At 53.8% G+C, this 15109-nt stretch carries 17 protein-coding genes and 1 riboswitch; of the genes, 9 read left to right on the forward strand and 8 right to left on the reverse strand.

All coding sequences use genetic code 11. The annotated features are described in order from the left end of the window. Nucleotides 1-27: 27 nt before the first annotated feature. The gene (locus tag BLP79_RS10670) at nt 28-486 is read left to right on the forward strand and encodes a DUF3592 domain-containing protein (RefSeq protein ID WP_090218839.1); all 459 of its coding nucleotides are present in this window, start codon (nt 28-30) and stop codon (nt 484-486) included. Nucleotides 487-675: 189 nt separating this feature from the next. Here the strand turns inward: BLP79_RS10670 and BLP79_RS10675 are convergent, their stop codons facing one another. Beyond that, a complete protein-coding gene (locus tag BLP79_RS10675; RefSeq protein WP_090218841.1) occupies nt 676-1374 on the reverse strand; it encodes a response regulator in 699 nt (232 codons plus the stop codon). After that, complete coding sequence (locus BLP79_RS10680) at nt 1371-1883, reverse strand: MarR family winged helix-turn-helix transcriptional regulator (protein WP_090218843.1); 513 nt, start codon at nt 1881-1883, stop codon at nt 1371-1373. Before BLP79_RS10680 ends, BLP79_RS10675 begins: the two co-directional genes overlap by 4 nt. Before the next feature lie 158 nt (nt 1884-2041). Between BLP79_RS10680 and BLP79_RS10685 the strand changes: the two genes are divergently transcribed. Beyond that, complete coding sequence (locus tag BLP79_RS10685) at nt 2042-2908, forward strand: branched-chain amino acid aminotransferase (protein ID WP_090218845.1); 867 nt, start codon at nt 2042-2044, stop codon at nt 2906-2908. Between the two features lie 75 nt (nt 2909-2983). On the opposite strand, the gene BLP79_RS10690 is transcribed toward BLP79_RS10685, so the two are convergent. After that, a complete protein-coding gene (locus tag BLP79_RS10690) occupies nt 2984-3412 on the reverse strand; it encodes an organic hydroperoxide resistance protein (protein WP_090218846.1) in 429 nt (142 codons plus the stop codon). 108 nt (nt 3413-3520) lie between these two features. Between BLP79_RS10690 and BLP79_RS10695 the strand changes: the two genes are divergently transcribed. After that, nucleotides 3521-3958, forward strand: a complete 438-nt coding sequence (locus BLP79_RS10695; protein WP_090218848.1) for a MarR family winged helix-turn-helix transcriptional regulator — start codon at nt 3521-3523, stop codon at nt 3956-3958. On the opposite strand, the gene BLP79_RS10700 is transcribed toward BLP79_RS10695, so the two are convergent. The 3 genes from BLP79_RS10700 to BLP79_RS10710 all read right to left on the reverse strand — a co-directional run bounded on the left by BLP79_RS10700 (nt 3955) and on the right by BLP79_RS10710 (nt 6753). Beyond that, a complete protein-coding gene (locus BLP79_RS10700; RefSeq protein WP_090218849.1) occupies nt 3955-4896 on the reverse strand; it encodes a DMT family transporter in 942 nt (313 codons plus the stop codon). The genes BLP79_RS10695 and BLP79_RS10700 overlap by 4 nt on opposite strands. Nucleotides 4897-5095: 199 nt before the next feature. Continuing rightward, nucleotides 5096-6199 carry a chorismate synthase gene (gene aroC / locus BLP79_RS10705; protein WP_090218854.1) on the reverse strand — a complete coding sequence of 368 codons (1104 nt, stop codon included), beginning with the start codon at nt 6197-6199 and terminating at the stop codon, nt 5096-5098. 113 nt (nt 6200-6312) lie between these two features. Continuing rightward, nucleotides 6313-6753: a 6,7-dimethyl-8-ribityllumazine synthase gene (locus tag BLP79_RS10710; RefSeq protein WP_090218856.1), complete on the reverse strand. Its 441-nt coding sequence runs from the start codon at nt 6751-6753 to the stop codon at nt 6313-6315. A gap of 79 nt (nt 6754-6832) precedes the next feature. After that, nucleotides 6833-6975: riboswitch (FMN riboswitch) on the reverse strand. 122 nt (nt 6976-7097) lie between these two features. Here BLP79_RS10710 and BLP79_RS10715 point away from each other — a divergent pair. From BLP79_RS10715 to BLP79_RS10740, 6 genes are all read left to right on the forward strand, one after another. Next, entirely contained in the window at nt 7098-7694 is a 597-nt protein-coding gene (locus BLP79_RS10715; RefSeq protein ID WP_090218858.1) for a glutathione S-transferase, read from the forward strand. 228 nt (nt 7695-7922) lie between these two features. After that, on the forward strand, nt 7923-8510 hold the full coding sequence (petA, locus tag BLP79_RS10720) for a ubiquinol-cytochrome c reductase iron-sulfur subunit (RefSeq protein WP_090219178.1): 588 nt from the start codon (nt 7923-7925) through the stop codon (nt 8508-8510). Nucleotides 8511-8521: 11 nt separating this feature from the next. Continuing rightward, on the forward strand, nt 8522-9850 hold the full coding sequence (locus tag BLP79_RS10725; RefSeq protein ID WP_090218860.1) for a cytochrome b: 1329 nt from the start codon (nt 8522-8524) through the stop codon (nt 9848-9850). 18 nt (nt 9851-9868) lie between these two features. After that, complete coding sequence (locus BLP79_RS10730) at nt 9869-10663, forward strand: cytochrome c1 (RefSeq protein WP_090218861.1); 795 nt, start codon at nt 9869-9871, stop codon at nt 10661-10663. Between the two features lie 99 nt (nt 10664-10762). After that, nucleotides 10763-11215: a thiol-disulfide oxidoreductase DCC family protein gene (locus tag BLP79_RS10735; RefSeq protein WP_090218863.1), complete on the forward strand. Its 453-nt coding sequence runs from the start codon at nt 10763-10765 to the stop codon at nt 11213-11215. Continuing rightward, nucleotides 11212-12837 carry a saccharopine dehydrogenase family protein gene (locus BLP79_RS10740; RefSeq protein ID WP_090218865.1) on the forward strand — a complete coding sequence of 542 codons (1626 nt, stop codon included), beginning with the start codon at nt 11212-11214 and terminating at the stop codon, nt 12835-12837. The genes BLP79_RS10735 and BLP79_RS10740 overlap by 4 nt, the downstream gene beginning before the upstream one ends. Here BLP79_RS10740 and mtaB read toward each other — a convergent pair. Continuing rightward, the gene (gene mtaB, locus BLP79_RS10745; protein WP_090218867.1) at nt 12834-14096 is read right to left on the reverse strand and encodes a tRNA (N(6)-L-threonylcarbamoyladenosine(37)-C(2))-methylthiotransferase MtaB; all 1263 of its coding nucleotides are present in this window, start codon (nt 14094-14096) and stop codon (nt 12834-12836) included. The two genes, BLP79_RS10740 and mtaB, sit on opposite strands and share 4 nt — an antisense overlap. Beyond that, nucleotides 14093-14941, reverse strand: coding sequence for a diaminopimelate epimerase (gene dapF / locus BLP79_RS10750; RefSeq protein ID WP_090218868.1), 849 nt, complete (start codon nt 14939-14941; stop codon nt 14093-14095). The genes mtaB and dapF overlap by 4 nt, the downstream gene beginning before the upstream one ends. Between the last annotated feature and the right edge of the window lie 168 nt (nt 14942-15109).

Consider the following 15109-nt stretch of genomic DNA (forward strand, 5'->3'; position numbering starts at 1 on the left):
TGAATTTCATTTGTTGTAGTGGGTTTCATGCAAGAGTTTTGGAACGATTTATGCGCTGGGGAACGTTATGCGGTTTTGTATGTTTGCATTGCTTACGCATTAGTTTTGTCTGTTTTTTGCGTGGTGAGCTGTTTTCGCATGCGTCGCTGGCCTCATACACTTGGAAGGCTCCTTGAAGAAGGAGTTTCAGGGTATGGAGGTGGTGGTGATGGGATGTATGCCGCGCGGGTGAAGTACGAATATTCTGTTGATGGAGTTCTGCATACCGGAGCAAACCTGAGCCCATTCATGGTTCAAGCAACTGGAACCAGAATGGCGAAGTGGCAGATGACTGGGATCCAAAGGCATCAGGGAAACGGTGTCACCGTTTTTTATAGTCCAAGGCGACCCCACAAATCCTATCTGATCGTGCCCTCACTGCGAGGCATCGCGGGGCTTTTTCTGCTTTTTGCCAGTGTCATTGTGGTGATGTGGTTGGCAATTTAATTTTCGTAGTATTTGAACTGGCTAATTGATGTACTTGGCACGCTGCCAATACTTTATCAGTGAATGGTCGGACATTTGCAAAAATGCTTTGCCAAATCACAATGCCGGGACCCGCGCCAAAAGTGTGCTTTGGCAGACTGTACCTGTGTGGTGTGCATAGCGTGGGGCGCTGCAGTCTTTAGCTTATGATCAATCCGGAGCCAGCATGTAGCCTGCGCCGCGGACGGTTTGCAGGTATTGGGGTTGTTTGGGGTTGGGTTCGATCTTGCGGCGCAGGCGTGTGATTTGCACGTCAACAGCGCGCTCTTGGGCCTGTCCCCGGTCGCGGCCCAGATCTTCGACCAGTTTGGCGCGGCTCACTGGCTCACCCGGGCAGGCGGAAAAGATTTTCATCAGCTGACTCTCGGTGCTTGTCAGGCGCACCAGTTCTTGTCCCTGCCAGAGTTCCCCTCGTTCGATATCATAGCGGTTTTCACCTAAATGCAGCACCTTGGGGGTGCTCTCTTCGGCCTTGGTGTCGGGAACACGGCGCAGAATGGCGTTTATACGCAGCAAAAGCTCTTTGGGCTCAAACGGTTTGGCCAGATAATCATCCGCGCCGGCTTCTAGACCCTTGATCCGGTCTTCGGTTTCGCCTTGCGCGGTGAGTAGCAAGATCGGAGTTGCCATGGTTTCGCGCAGCGACCGTGTGAGGGAAACGCCGTCTTCGCCGGGCATGCGCACGTCCATGATGATCATGTCAAAATCCAAGCCCCCCAGAATGCGGCGGGCGTGTTCCGCGTCGCGGGCTGAGGTTACCAGAAAGCCTGCGCGCATCAGGAATTTTTTTAGCAACTCGCGAATGCGCTCGTCATCGTCAACGATCAGAAGATGGGCATCAAAAATCATGAGCTGGTTTCCCGCAGTTTAACATAAGCACGGCGCATATCCGCATCCATCATTGCCTCCAGAACCTTACGAAAGCCTTGCACAGCTTCTGGTCCTGCGTCCTTGTAGGCGGCGCGCATGCGTTCGCGTTGCGCGTCTGACAATTGTGCTTCAAGCGCATGGCCTTGTTCTGTCAAGAACAGATGCCGTTCCCGCTTGTCAACTGTTCCGACACGGCTTTCAACCAAACCATCTGCAATCAAGGTGCGCAGAACGCGGTTAAGAGACTGTTTGGTGACGCCAAGAATAGACAGGAGATTGTTGACGGTGGTGCCCGGCGCGCGATTGATAAAGTGGATGGCGCGGTGATGGGCGCGGCCATAGGCCAGTTTTGCCAAGATCCGATCTGGGTCTGCGGTGAATCCACGGTAGGCAAAAAACATCGCTTCGATGCCTTGGCGCAATTGTTCATCCGTCAAAAACAGCAGGCTTTCGCCCCCGCCAAACGGTCCAGGTCGCCCATCAGACATATGTCTTCTCTTCCTTCTTCTTCGTCAGCAGTTTAAGTCAGTGATGTTGACATTCCAAGAGCGAACATGTATCGAATCTCAGATTTTGCGCAATAATGCTTCATTGGAATCTTTTGCGGCGCAATAAACGGAAATTCTGTGCCTTGGGAGCGAGAGATATGGCAACTTACGATGATCGCGATGGTTTGATCTGGATGGACGGAGAATTGATCAACTGGCGTGATGCAAAGGTGCATCTGCTGACCCATGCGATGCATTATGCGTCTTCCGTTTTTGAGGGTGAGCGGGCTTACAATGGTAAGATCTTCAAAAGCCGCGAACATTCCGAGCGTCTGATTGCCTCGGCTGAGGCGCTGGATATGCCGATGCCCTATTCGGTTGAGGATATCGAAAAAGCCAAAGAAGAGACGCTGAAAGCCTCGGGCCTTGAAGATGCCTATGTGCGCGCGATCGTCTGGCGCGGGTCTGGTGAGGACATGGGGGTTGCTTCTGCGAAAAACCCGGTGCGCATGGCAATTGCGATCTGGGGGTGGGGTGCCTATTACGGCGATGCCAAGATGCAGGGCGCAAAACTGGATATCGCCGAATACAAACGCCCCAGCCCTGAAACGATTCCTGTGCATGCAAAAGCCGCAGGCCTTTACATGATCTGTACGATCTCAAAGCACAAAGCCGAGGCAAAAGGCTGCTCGGACGCGTTGTTTATGGACTGGCGGGGTTATGTGGCTGAAGCAACAGGGGCCAATATTTTCTTTGTGAAAGACGGAGAAGTTCACACCCCATTGGCGGATTGCTTTCTGAATGGGATTACGCGCCAAACCGTGATTCAGATGCTGAAAGACAAAGGTATCACCGTTCATGAACGCCGTATCAAACCCGAAGAGATGGACGGTTTTGAGCAATGCTGGCTGACAGGCACCGCCGCTGAGGTGACTCCGGTTGGTGAAATCGGGCCTTATACTTTTGAAGTTGGCGATATGACGCGTGAGATTGCGGCTGACTATGAGGCGCTTGTACGCGCCTAACAGCATGCAAGCTGTTTAATTCGAAAGGCACGCTGCGGTTCAGCGTGCCTTTTTTATGTCCAAGCTTAAGGCTGGTTATACAAGGGTATTGGTTACCTCAACGTTGCCTCGAACGGCGTTGGAATAAGGGCAGATCTTATGGCCTGCTTCGATCAGCGTCTGTGCCGCCTCGGCGTCGACACCCGGCAGTGAAATATTCAGTGCGACCGTCAAGCCAAATCCACCCGCCTCACGTGGGCCAATGCCAACATCCGCAGAGACAGTGACATCAGCTGGGACTTTGGCCAGACTGTCATCTTGGGTTGTGGCGAATTGCATCGCGCCAATGAAGCAGGCCGCATACCCGGCGGCAAACAGCTGTTCTGGATTGTGGCCCTTGCCAGATCCGCCCATCTCGGTGGGGGGCGCAAGCGTAAGGTCTAGACCAGATGCTGGAACGGTTGCGTGGCCTTCGCGACCTCCAGTTGCTTTTGCTGAAGCGGTGTAGATGGGGCTTACAGACATGAGGTACTCCATTTATCGTTTGCGATTATATCGTGTGCGATATAAATATGGAGTTTCCAAAAATATGCAAGCCTTGAGCTCACTTCAGGGAAGATTTATGTCTTGTGAATGACCCGACAGACCTTGCCACTTGATCAACAGCTTTGCTTTGCGCTTTATTCCGCGAACCATGTGATGGGGCGTCTTTATCGGCCGCTTCTTGCGAAGCTTGGGCTGACCTATCCCCAGTATCTGGTAATGTTGGCTCTGTGGGAGAAAGACAACCAACCTGTGGGCGCATTGGGGCAGGCTTTGGCATTGGAAACCAATACGTTGACACCCTTGCTAAAACGGATGGAGGGAGCGGGCTTTTTGACACGCACTCGCAATCCGGAAGACGAGAGAAGTGTTTCGATTTGCTTGTCTGAAAAAGGGCGCGCGCTTGAGGTGGATGCGGTTGATGTCGGTCTATGTGTTTCGGCTGCTGCCGGGGATGATCCGGGGGCGATTGACCTTTTGCGTGAAGAGATCAAAGCTTTGACTGAGCGTTTGAAATCAGCATCTTAACCGCCTTTCATATCGATCATCGGGCGTGCCTTGCCACGGACAAGGCCAAGGCGGCTTTCGCGCCATATGACTACGACATTGCCGCAGATCACAAGTACGGCGCCTGCCAACATGATCACAGTGGGCAGCTCTGAGAACCAGAAATATCCAAGAATGACTGCAAAGATCATCGAAACATAGTCGTAAGGTGCCAGTAAGGAAGCTGGAGCAAATCGATAAGACGAGGTGATCAGGATTTGTGCTACGCCACCAATCAAACCTGCAGTGATAAGCATGAGCAGCGCGGCGTTGCTTGGCAGAACCCATCCAAAGGGCAGCGTCAGTAGGCCTAAGGCGGAAGCAGTGATTGAAAAGTAGAACACAATCGCTGCCGTGTGTTCGCTTTGCACAAGACGGCGAATGTGGATTTGGACCAGACCACGCAACATTGTTCCAACGAGCACGCAAACAGCACCAATGGCCGCAGCCGTGCTGAGCTCATCACCACCACCCAGGCGGGGCCACAGCATGATGGTGACCCCAACAAGGCCAATGACCACTGCGCTGATGCGCACCATTCGAATGGTCTCACCCAGCAGGGCTGCTGCAAAAATTAGTGTAAATATAGGTGTCGCAAAGCCAATCGCTGTGACTTCAGGAAGCGGCAGTAGGCTGAGACCGACAAATGTAAGTCCCATCGCTGAGGTGCCGATCACACCGCGCCAGACATGTCCCATTGGGCGTTTAGCAATAAGGCCGTCCCGTAATTCACCACGTACAAGAAGCCAGAGCATGATAATCGGGATCGCGCAGAACGAACGGAAAAACACCGCTTGTCCAATGGGAACCTCTTCAGTTGCGGCCTTTATCAGTGCCGACATGACGGTAAAGAGGCCAATCGCTGCAACTTTTAACAAGATGCCAAGGCCGGGGCGATGCGCGGTAAGGGGGCGTGTCATGGCGGCAGACTGCGTCTGGTAGATGCAAAATTCAATGCTGCGTCGCGTATCGCTACAATCTGGTAGGGAAATTTGAACGGGGGTACGCCCTTTAGGAAAGAAAGAAAGGCTGCTGGTTTCTAAGGGGGAACCCTAGCGCCGTATTTAAGGAGTGACGCTAAGGCTGGAAGGATGTGGTAACGGCCGTTGTGAAAGTGGGTTAGCCGATGTGCCCTTGGTTTTCACCAATTTGCCCGCGGTGCAGCAAGAGATGATCCAGAATCACACAGGCCATCATGGCTTCGGCCACAGGTACGGCACGAATGCCAACGCAAGGATCATGGCGGCCCTTAGTGATCACCTCAGCCGGGGTGCCGTCTTTGCGGATCGACGCGCGCGGTGTCAGGATGGATGATGTGGGTTTCACAGCAAACCGCACGACAACCTCTTGCCCGGTTGAAATGCCGCCAAGAATACCTCCGGCATGGTTGGAAGAGTAAACGGGCTGACCATCATTGCCCATAAAGATCTCATCTGCGTTTTCAGAGCCTTTCAGGCGAGCGGCATTCATGCCTTCGCCAATTTCAACAGCCTTTACCGCATTGATCGACATCATTGCTGCCGCCAGATCCGTATCCAGTTTGTTATAGATCGGCGCGCCCAGACCTGCTGGCACACCTTTGGCAACCACTTCGATGACGGCCCCAACAGAATCATGCGCTTTGCGCAGGCCTTGCAGATAGTCTTCCCAGTCCTGAACAGCTGCGGCGTCGGGGATCCAGAAATCATTGGTGTCGATTGCATCCCAGTCAAAGCGGCTGCGGTCGATTTCCATCTCACCCATTTGGGTCATGTAGCCTTTGATCTGGATCTGCGGCGCAAGAGCTTTGATCGCTTCACGGGCCACGCCACCCGCGGCAACGCGTGCGGCCGTTTCGCGCGCAGAGGAGCGCCCGCCGCCACGATAATCCCGGTTTCCATATTTCTGGAAATAGGTGATATCCGCATGGCCAGGGCGGAAGGTTTGGGCAATTTCTCCATAGTCGCGGCTGCGTTGATCGGTGTTTTCGATCATCAGCTGGATTGGCGTGCCGGTCGATTTGCCTTCAAACACGCCAGACAGGATCTTTACCGCATCCGGTTCATTGCGCTGGGTGGTGTTTTTGTTCTGACCCGGGCGGCGCTTGTCCAGCCAGACCTGCAGCATTTCCGGTGTTACCGACACATTCGGAGGGCAGCCATCTACTGTTGCGCCCAAGGCAGGCCCGTGGCTTTCACCCCAGGTGGTCACACGGAAAAGATGGCCAAAGCTGTTCATCGACATGGGATGCCCTCCAAAATGCTGGGCTGTGCTTACTCTTGTGCGCGCTGTCTCTCAAGGGGCTTTGCGTTTCACCGGGGCAAGAGCCTGTCTCATGCCCCGACAAAGTCGCGGTATTAAGCCAATTCTGCTGCCTTTGCGCGGGTCTTTGTGATCAGCAAAGCGGCCTGCGCGGCTTCGCGTCCTTTTTGCACAAAATGCTCGCGGTAGATGGCGACGTGATGGTCGGTTTCCTGAAAGTGGTGTGGAGTCAAGGAGACGGACAAGACTGGAACGCCTGTGTCCATCCCTGCACGCATCAGCCCATCCACCACGGCTTGTGCAACGAAATCGTGGCGATAGATACCACCATCGACCACGAGGGCCGCGCAGGCGATGGCTGCGTAGTTTCCTGTCTTGGCCAGGTCCTGTGCCATTAAGGGCAGCTCAAACGCGCCGGGCACGTCAAAGACATCGACCTGATCCGCTGGAATGAGGGACAGAAACCCCTGAAGGGCTTGATCCACGATATCAGCATGCCAATTGGCCTTGATGAAAGCAAAACGGGTGTGTGTCATAGTAATCTCCTTCGGTTTGACACGTCACCCAAGGCGATCACGGGCAAAGAGGGCACATGCCAACGCCTGTGCTCTCATCACTCGTTCTCTTCCATCCGGACTATAACCGTCGGCTTTGGTTTTTCACCAAATCTGCTGACACCCCGTTTGGGGCCGCTCGCGGGCTCATGGATGTTTCCATATACCGCCGGTAGGGAATTTCACCCCGCCCTGAGAACGAGGCCGACACTGCCAAGCGGATTGAAAGTGTGCAAGGGGTTTTTAACGCACGCGCATGAGGTTCTATCGTGGACAGCGCAGCCTTTTCGCTCATAGGGTGAGCGAGACAAATTGGAGGCCCTGACATGAAGCTCTATTGCAGCCTATCTTCCCCCTTTGTGCGCAAAGTGCGTATGCTGTTGGAGGAAACAGGGCGCGGTGATGAAATTGAGATTGAATTGGTGAAGACATCGCCCATGGCCCCGCATGAGACTTTGCGGTCGGCCAATCCGCTGGCAAAAATCCCGGCCCTGGCGCGGGATGATGGCCCCACACTCTATGACAGCCGGGTGATTTGTGAATTTTTGGACGCCCATTTCCAGAGCGGATTGTATCATGCGGGCTGGGATAGCAAAGTCCTAGAGGCGACCGGAGATGGCATCACCGAAGCCGCCCTGCAGATCACATATGAACGTCGCTTTCGCAGTGAGGATCATGTGTTGGAAGATTGGATTGCGGCTCAAATGGGAAAAATTCATGCCGCCTGTGCAGCCCTGAATACGCGCTGGATGAGCCATTTGAAAGGTCCGCTTGATATGGGGCAGATTTCCGTTGCCTGTGCGTTGGGTTATGTGGATTTCCGTCATCCTGACGCTGGTTGGCGGCAGGGGAATGAAGCGCTGGCTGATTGGTACGCGAGTTTCGAATCGCTTTCTAGTTTTGCCGCGACACGGCCCGAGTGAGTGCGTGTTTTGAACGGAGAGGGCTTGAAACGCAAAAGAAGGGTTACAATATTATCCTGTGTTTGCGTCAACTCTGTGAAAGAAAGGCCACACTCTGGCCCCCTGCGCTGCTTTGACCGCTGGACGAATGCGTCTCTCCCGTTTAGATACCCGAATTGAGGCTCCGCTTTTTAAAGCGGTGCATGCGCATGTTTGCCCTAAATGGGCGCTGGAATTGGAGAAAACCTCGTGTCCCACGCAGAAGACCACGAAGGAACCCGGAGAGATTTCCTCTATTACGCCACTGCTGGCGCCGGGGCTGTGACCGCAGGAGCCGCGATTTGGCCTCTTGTGAACCAGATGAACCCTTCCGCTGATGTTCAGGCTCTGTCGTCGATTTTCGTCGATGTGTCTGGTGTAGAGCCCGGTACACAGCTGACTGTGATGTTCCTCGGTAAGCCGGTGTTCATTCGTCACCGTACTGGTGCAGAAATCCAAAAAGCACAGGAACAGGACTCAGAAGCCGTAGGCAACCTACCTGATCCGGTCGCGCGAAATGCAAACATCACCGACCAAGCCGCGCCTGCGAGCGATGAAAACCGCGTGTTGCCGTCTCCTGAAGGGGAAGCACCCGGTGCATGGCTGGTTCAGATGGGCGTTTGCACGCACCTTGGTTGTGTTCCACTGGGCGATGCTGGCGATTTTGACGGATGGTTCTGCCCGTGCCACGGTTCGCACTACGACCTGGCTGGCCGTATCCGTAAAGGTCCTGCGCCTGAAAACCTGCCGATCCCACCAGTACGCTGGGACAACGGCCTCACCCTGAAAATCGGTTAAGGGAGACCCTGATGTCCGGCATTCCTCACGACCATTATGAGCCCAAAACGGGTGCAGAGAAGTGGCTTCACAGCCGCCTGCCCGTTGTTGGTCTGATCTATGACACTATTATGATCCCCACTCCCAAAAACCTGAACTGGTGGTGGATTTGGGGTATCGTTCTGGCCTTCTGCCTTGTTCTGCAGATTGTCACCGGTATCATTTTGGTGATGCACTACACCCCGCACGTTGATTTGGCGTTTGCAAGTGTTGAGCACATCATGCGCAACGTGAACGGAGGTCATATGATCCGCTACGTTCACATGAACGGCGCATCGTTGTTCTTTGTTGCGGTATATATCCACATTTTCCGTGGTCTTTTCTACGGTTCCTACAAGGCCCCTCGTGAAATCACGTGGATTATCGGGATGCTTATCTACATCCTGATGATGGGTACGGCCTTTATGGGATATGTTCTTCCTTGGGGGCAGATGTCCTTCTGGGGTGCAACCGTTATCACTGGTCTGTTTGGTGCGATCCCGCTTGTTGGTGAGCCAATCCAAACCCTTTTGCTGGGTGGTCCAGCGGTAGACAACGCGACGCTGAACCGTTTCTTCAGCTTGCACTACCTCTTGCCGTTTGTGATTGCAGGTCTGGTGATTGTACACATCTGGGCGTTCCACACCACAGGCAACAACAACCCAACTGGTGTTGATGTGCGTAAAGGGTCGAAAGAAGAAGCAGAAAAAGACACTCTGCCATTCTGGCCTTACTTTGTGATCAAAGATTTCCTTGGTCTGGCTGTTGTTCTGGTCGTGTTCTGGGCGATTGTTGGCTTTATGCCAAACTACCTTGGCCACCCTGATAACTATATTCCAGCCAATCCATTGGTGACGCCTGCGCACATTGTGCCTGAATGGTACTTCCTGCCGTTCTACGCAATCCTGCGTGCCTTCACCGGTGAAGTCTGGGTTGTGCAGTTTGCCTCCTTTGTCACCGGCGGCATTGTCGACGCAAAGTTCTTTGGTGTTCTGGCTATGTTTGGTGCGATCATCGCAATGGCGCTGGCGCCTTGGCTGGACACATCAAGCGTGCGTTCGGGTAAGTACCGCCCACAGTTCAAGTGGTGGTTCCTGCTGCTTGTCATCGACTTCTTTGCGTTGATGTGGCTGGGTGCGATGCCTGCGGAAGAGCCCTTTGCGACCTTCTCGCTGATCGCCTCTACTTACTGGTTTGCATATTTCTTCGTGATCCTGCCGCTCTTGGGTGTGATCGAGAAGCCTGATGCGATGCCTGCAACCATCGAAGAGGATTTCAATGCCCATTACGGCAAGAAATCCGAAGCTACTCCTGCTGAGTAAGAAGAAGGACAGCTACCAATGTTCAAGAAACTTGTAACCGGTGCTGCCTTTGCTCTGGCGCTCATCCCTGCCGCATCTTTTGCGGCAGGTGGCGGCGAGCAGCACATCGAAGACTTTCAGTTCTCGTTCGAAGGGCCTTTTGGATCTTTCGACCAGAACCAGCTGCAACGCGGCTTGCAGATCTACACTGAGGTTTGCTCAGCCTGTCACGGACTGGAATTGGTTCCAATCCGCACGCTTGCAGATGAAGGTGGCCCGCAGCTGCCAGAAGATCAGGTTCGTGCCTACGCATCTGATAATTTCAGCGTCTATGATGCCGAGCTTGACGATGATCGTCCAGCAAAGCCAACGGATAACTTCCCGGGCAGCGCGCTTGAAACTGCACCTGACCTTAGCCTGATGGCAAAAGCACGTGCTGGTTTCCACGGTCCTTACGGTTTGGGCATCAACCAGATCGTAAAAGGCATGGGCGGCGCTGAGTATATTGCCTCTCTCTTGAGCGGCTATACAGGTGAGACCAAAGAAGAAGCTGGCACGACATTCTATGAAAATAAAGCCTTCCCTGGTGGCTGGATCGCTATGGCGCCCCCACTGTCGGATGAGCAGGTAGAATTCATTGATGGCCATGCAAACGATCTGCATCACCTGTCCGAGGATATCTCGGCCTTCCTGATGTGGACCGCAGAGCCCAAGATGATGGACCGTAAACAAGCCGGTCTGGTGGGCGTTTTGTTCCTGATCTTGTTGTCCGTGCTGCTGTATCTGACCAACAAGCGCCTGTGGGCGCCGCACAAGGGCAAAAAGCTGCACTAAGCAATGTTGAAATAAAAAGCCCCCGCATGTGACGGGGGCTTTTTATATTTGGGCCTTTGCTCTTCATGGCATTGGCCGTTGCATCGGTTCAGAGGATCTATGGCACAGGCAGCATACTCCTACCGTGATGATTCTGATGTCCCGCTCTTTGATGACACAACACCCGTCGCGGTGATGGATGCAGAATGTGCGCTTTGCAGTTGGGGCGCACAGATGATCCATCGGTTGGATAAACGCGGCACTGTACGCATCTGTCCTGTCCAATCGCCCTTGGGTGCTGCGCTGCTACGCCACTATGGGCTGCAGCCAGATGATCCCGACAGTTGGTTGTTTCTGGACCAAGGCCAGCCTTATATGGATTTTGACGCGGTGCTCTATGCCTGCGCAACGTTTGGGGGATGGGCCCGTCTGGCGTTGTGCTTGCATCTCGTTCCCAAACCCCTCCGGCATTGGCTGTACCAGCGTATGGCGCGCAATCGCTATACTGTTTTTGGCCACAAGGATATGTGCGCCTTGCCCGATCCGTCCTTTCAGAAGCGGCTTTTGCGATGAAGGTTCTAGTACTGGGTGGGAGTGGCGTGTTTGGATCACGCCTCGCCCAACTTTTAGTGCGCGACCAACATGAAGTTACGATTGCAGGCCGGCAAAAAGGGGCTCTTGATGCTTATGCCGCCGAATTAGGCTGTGCGGCCCAGCAGATGGATCGCACTGGAGATCTGAGCGCACTTGGTGACTATGATGTTGTGGTGGACGCAGCAGGGCCATTCCATGCCTATGAAGGAGACCCGTACCGGGTGGCACGCGCGGCGATTGAGTGCGGTGTGCACTATTTAGACTTGTCGGATGATGCTGCATTTTGTGCAGGAATCACAAGTTTGGAAGCGGAAGCGAAATCTGCAGGTGTCTGTGTCCTTTCGGGAATGTCTACAGTACCCGCACTTTCGAGCGCTGCTGTGCGCAGCCTTGCCGGGTCGCAATCGATAAATGCACTCGACATTGCGATTTTGCCGGGAAACCAAAGCCCGAGAGGGCTTTCAGTGATGGCTTCGATCTTATCTCAAGCCGGGTGCCCCATGCGTATTTTTCGTGCGGGGAGGTGGGAATACGATATGGGCTGGTCTGATCCAAAACACTATATGCTGCCGGGCCAAGAGGTGCGCCAAGGGTTTAAGATAAACGTACCCGATACCTTATTGTTCCCAGCTCACTTCAAGGCGCAAACTGTGGTTTTCCGTGCTGGATTAGAGCTTGCAGTGATGCGCTATGGTCTTTGGGTGTTTGCGATGCTTCGACGGTTTTTGCCCATTCCCATCACACCCGGCCTTTTGCGAATGTTCAAAGGTGCTGCGGATCTTTTGGCGCCTTTTGGAAGTGGGGCTGGAGGAATGGTTGTTGAGGTGACAGCAAAAGAACAACGCCATTGGTGGCGTTTGCGCGCTGATGCAGGCGATGGTCCATATATTCCCGCTATTGCCATTCGGACTTTGTTGCGAAGTACAACTCTTCCAATCGGTGCTCAGCCTGCGCTTGAGATCATCACATTAGACGCAGCGGAGGCTGCGATGTCTGACTTGCAAGTGTCTTTTGAACGTGAGTCCGTAGATCTGAAGCCCATTTTTGCCGAGGTGTTGGGGGAGGCTTTTTCTGAATTGCCAATATCTGTCCAGTCCTCACATTGCACACCCTATATGAGCAGGTGGCAAGGGCGGGCGTCAGTGGAGCGGGGAAAGAGCTTATGGAGCCGACTTTTAGCCGCGGTTTTCGGATTTCCCGGCGAAGCGGCTGATGTTTCAATTGAGGTCACCAAAACCATCTCATCGGACCATGAGGTTTGGCAACGTAAGTTCGGCAAGCACATTTTTCGATCGACGCTGCGGGCAACACCAAAGGGCATGACCGAACGTTTCGGTCCATTTACCTTTTTACTTGGACTTGAGGTGAAAAACGGTAGCCTTTTCTACCCTGTAAAATCTGCAAGGCTTGGACCTGTGTCTTTGCCAAAGTGGCTTTTGCCAATATCGAATGCGCGAGAGTTTGAAGCGCAGGGACGTTTTCACTTCGACGTAGAACTTCGCGCGCCTTTGACTGGCCGACTGCTGGTTCACTACAAGGGAGAGCTGAGCGAAGTCAGCTCCAGTGACACAGATCGCGTTGTTAAAAGGTCTGTCTCTTAGGCGCGCAGCTGTGTGTCTGTTGTTCCCAGAATATTGGCGCTCACAATCTGGCCTTCGGGCTGAGGTGTCTCAAATGTCACCTCAGTGAATTGTTCGGTGCGCCCCATGTGTGGGTTTTCCATCAGGATGTGATGGGTACGGCCAATCTGCGCTTGGAGGTGTTTTTGGACCTGCGCAACGCCTGCCGCACGCAGGCGGGCCGCGCGGGATTTGATGTCATTTCCGTTCACCTGCTGTGGAATACGCGCGGCCGGGGTGCCTTCGCGTTTGGAATAGGGAAACACATGCAACCACGTCAGATTGCAGTCCGTCACCAGTTTGAGCGAGTTTTCAAAATGGGCTTCAGACTCGGTTGGGAACCCCGCAATGATATCCGCGCCAAATGTCATGTCTGGGCGTAGTTTCATCGCCTCTTCTGTAAACCGGATCGCATCATCGCGCAGATGGCGGCGTTTCATCCGTTTCAGGATCAGATCGTCCCCATGTTGTAGCGACAGATGCAGATGCGGCATCAGGCGGGGTTCAGTTGCGATAGCCTGCATCAGGTTTTCATCCACCTCGATCGAATCGATGGAAGAAATACGCAAGCGTCGCAGGTCGGGCACCAGTTTCAGGATGCGCATGACCAAATCGCCCAATTTGGGTGCGGCAGGCAGGTCCGCCCCCCATGAGGTCAGATCAACGCCGGTCAGGACAACCTCATTGTAGCCACGATCCACCAGCCGTTTGATTTGATCTACAACAACTCCGGCAGGGACAGAACGTGAATTGCCCCGGCCATAGGGGATAATGCAAAAGGTGCAGCGGTGATCACAGCCGTTTTGTACCTGAACATAAGCGCGGCTGCGGGTGCCAAACCCATCGATCAGATGGCCGGCAGTTTCTGTGACGGACATGATGTCATCAACCTGAACCTTTTCGGTCGCGCCGATGAAATCAGGGCCTTGGGCGATCTCTTGCCAGGTATCGGCCTGCATTTTTTCCGTATTGCCGATCACACGAGAAACCTCGTCCATTTTGGCAAAGGTCTCAGGCTCGGTCTGGGCTGCACAGCCTGTTACAATAATCGGAGCATCCGGGTTTTCCCGGTGCAGTTTGCGAATTTCCTGGCGGGCTTTGCGCACGGCCTCTGCGGTGACCGCACAGGTGTTCACGACCACCGCGTTTTTTAAACCGGCAGCTTCTGAAAGCTCTTTCATGGCTTCGGTTTCATATGCGTTCAACCGACAGCCCAAAGTGGTGAATTTAGGGGCGCTCATTTTGTGGCCAGAGAATTTAGAAATTCCAGCGTGAAGTGCCCGTCACAGACATGCATCGTGGGGCCGGTCATCCAAACGCCATCCTTGCGCCAATCAATCCAAAGCGTGCCGCCATCCAGATCAATCTGCACCTTGCGCCCTGTCAGCCCCCGGCGCGCTGCTGCAACTGCTGTTGCACAAGAGGATGACCCAGAGGAGAGGGTGACGCCAACGCCCCGCTCCCAGACCCGCATGCGGACGTGATCCGGCCCGACTAGATGCGCGACCTGAACATTCGTGCGTTCGGGATAAAGCGGGTGATGCTCATATCGGGGGCCAAACTCTTCGAGCGGGATGACCGTCGCATCCTCAACAAAAAAAGTGCAATGGGGATTTCCCATGCCCGTCGCCGTTGGGGCGCCTTCTATGGGCAATTCCAGCGTGTCAATCTCTTCGGAAAGCGGAACTTCATGCCAGGCAAGCTGCGGAGGACCCATATTAACAGATGTTAGACCATCACCAGCATCGACTGCATAAAGGTCGCCACGGTCCGTGGTTAAGTGCAGATCACGTTCGCCGCTTTCATTCAGTAGATAGCGTGCAACGCAGCGCGTTGCATTGCCACATGCGCCAGAGGTTGAGCCATCTGAATTGTAAAACGTCAGATGTGCGTCGCCTGTGCCTTTTGAAATCACCGTCAACTGGTCAAACCCAATTCCAAAACGCCGATGGGCGATTCCTTTGGCCATATCGGGCGAAATTTCAATTGGCTGCGCACGTGCATCCACGACGACAAAATCGTTTCCCAGCCCATGCATTTTCATGAAGGGCAATGTGTTATCTGACGAACTGTTCATAAGCGCCATATAGCTCTGGCAGATAAGTGAATCCAGCCTTGTCTGAAAAAAGTTGAAAAAAGCGCTTGACCCTCAGAGCTGCTACCCCTAGATAGCCGCCTATCGGATCGACACGGTAGTCACCAACTACCGCATCGGACACAAGTTAAGTTATTGATCTAACGGTCATAATAGTGT

It is taken from the genome of Epibacterium ulvae, assembly GCF_900102795.1.
GTDB lineage: Bacteria > Pseudomonadota > Alphaproteobacteria > Rhodobacterales > Rhodobacteraceae > Epibacterium > Epibacterium ulvae.

Bases quoted from the DNA above. Each gene is read 5' to 3' on its own strand.
- BLP79_RS10670 (WP_090218839.1), top strand. From the start codon at position 28: ATGCAAGAGTTTTGGAACGATTTATGCGCTGGGGAACGTTATGCGGTT.
- BLP79_RS10675 (WP_090218841.1), bottom strand. From the start codon at position 1,374: ATGATTTTTGATGCCCATCTTCTGATCGTTGACGATGACGAGCGCATT.
- BLP79_RS10680 (WP_090218843.1), bottom strand. From the start codon at position 1,883: ATGTCTGATGGGCGACCTGGACCGTTTGGCGGGGGCGAAAGCCTGCTG.
- BLP79_RS10685 (WP_090218845.1), top strand. From the start codon at position 2,042: ATGGCAACTTACGATGATCGCGATGGTTTGATCTGGATGGACGGAGAA.
- BLP79_RS10690 (WP_090218846.1), bottom strand. From the start codon at position 3,412: ATGTCTGTAAGCCCCATCTACACCGCTTCAGCAAAAGCAACTGGAGGT.
- BLP79_RS10695 (WP_090218848.1), top strand. From the start codon at position 3,521: ATGACCCGACAGACCTTGCCACTTGATCAACAGCTTTGCTTTGCGCTT.
- BLP79_RS10700 (WP_090218849.1), bottom strand. From the start codon at position 4,896: ATGACACGCCCCCTTACCGCGCATCGCCCCGGCCTTGGCATCTTGTTA.
- aroC (WP_090218854.1), bottom strand. From the start codon at position 6,199: ATGTCGATGAACAGCTTTGGCCATCTTTTCCGTGTGACCACCTGGGGT.
- BLP79_RS10710 (WP_090218856.1), bottom strand. From the start codon at position 6,753: ATGACACACACCCGTTTTGCTTTCATCAAGGCCAATTGGCATGCTGAT.
- BLP79_RS10715 (WP_090218858.1), top strand. From the start codon at position 7,098: ATGAAGCTCTATTGCAGCCTATCTTCCCCCTTTGTGCGCAAAGTGCGT.
- BLP79_RS10725 (WP_090218860.1), top strand. From the start codon at position 8,522: ATGTCCGGCATTCCTCACGACCATTATGAGCCCAAAACGGGTGCAGAG.
- BLP79_RS10730 (WP_090218861.1), top strand. From the start codon at position 9,869: ATGTTCAAGAAACTTGTAACCGGTGCTGCCTTTGCTCTGGCGCTCATC.
- BLP79_RS10735 (WP_090218863.1), top strand. From the start codon at position 10,763: ATGGCACAGGCAGCATACTCCTACCGTGATGATTCTGATGTCCCGCTC.
- BLP79_RS10740 (WP_090218865.1), top strand. From the start codon at position 11,212: ATGAAGGTTCTAGTACTGGGTGGGAGTGGCGTGTTTGGATCACGCCTC.
- mtaB (WP_090218867.1), bottom strand. From the start codon at position 14,096: ATGAGCGCCCCTAAATTCACCACTTTGGGCTGTCGGTTGAACGCATAT.
- dapF (WP_090218868.1), bottom strand. From the start codon at position 14,941: ATGGCGCTTATGAACAGTTCGTCAGATAACACATTGCCCTTCATGAAA.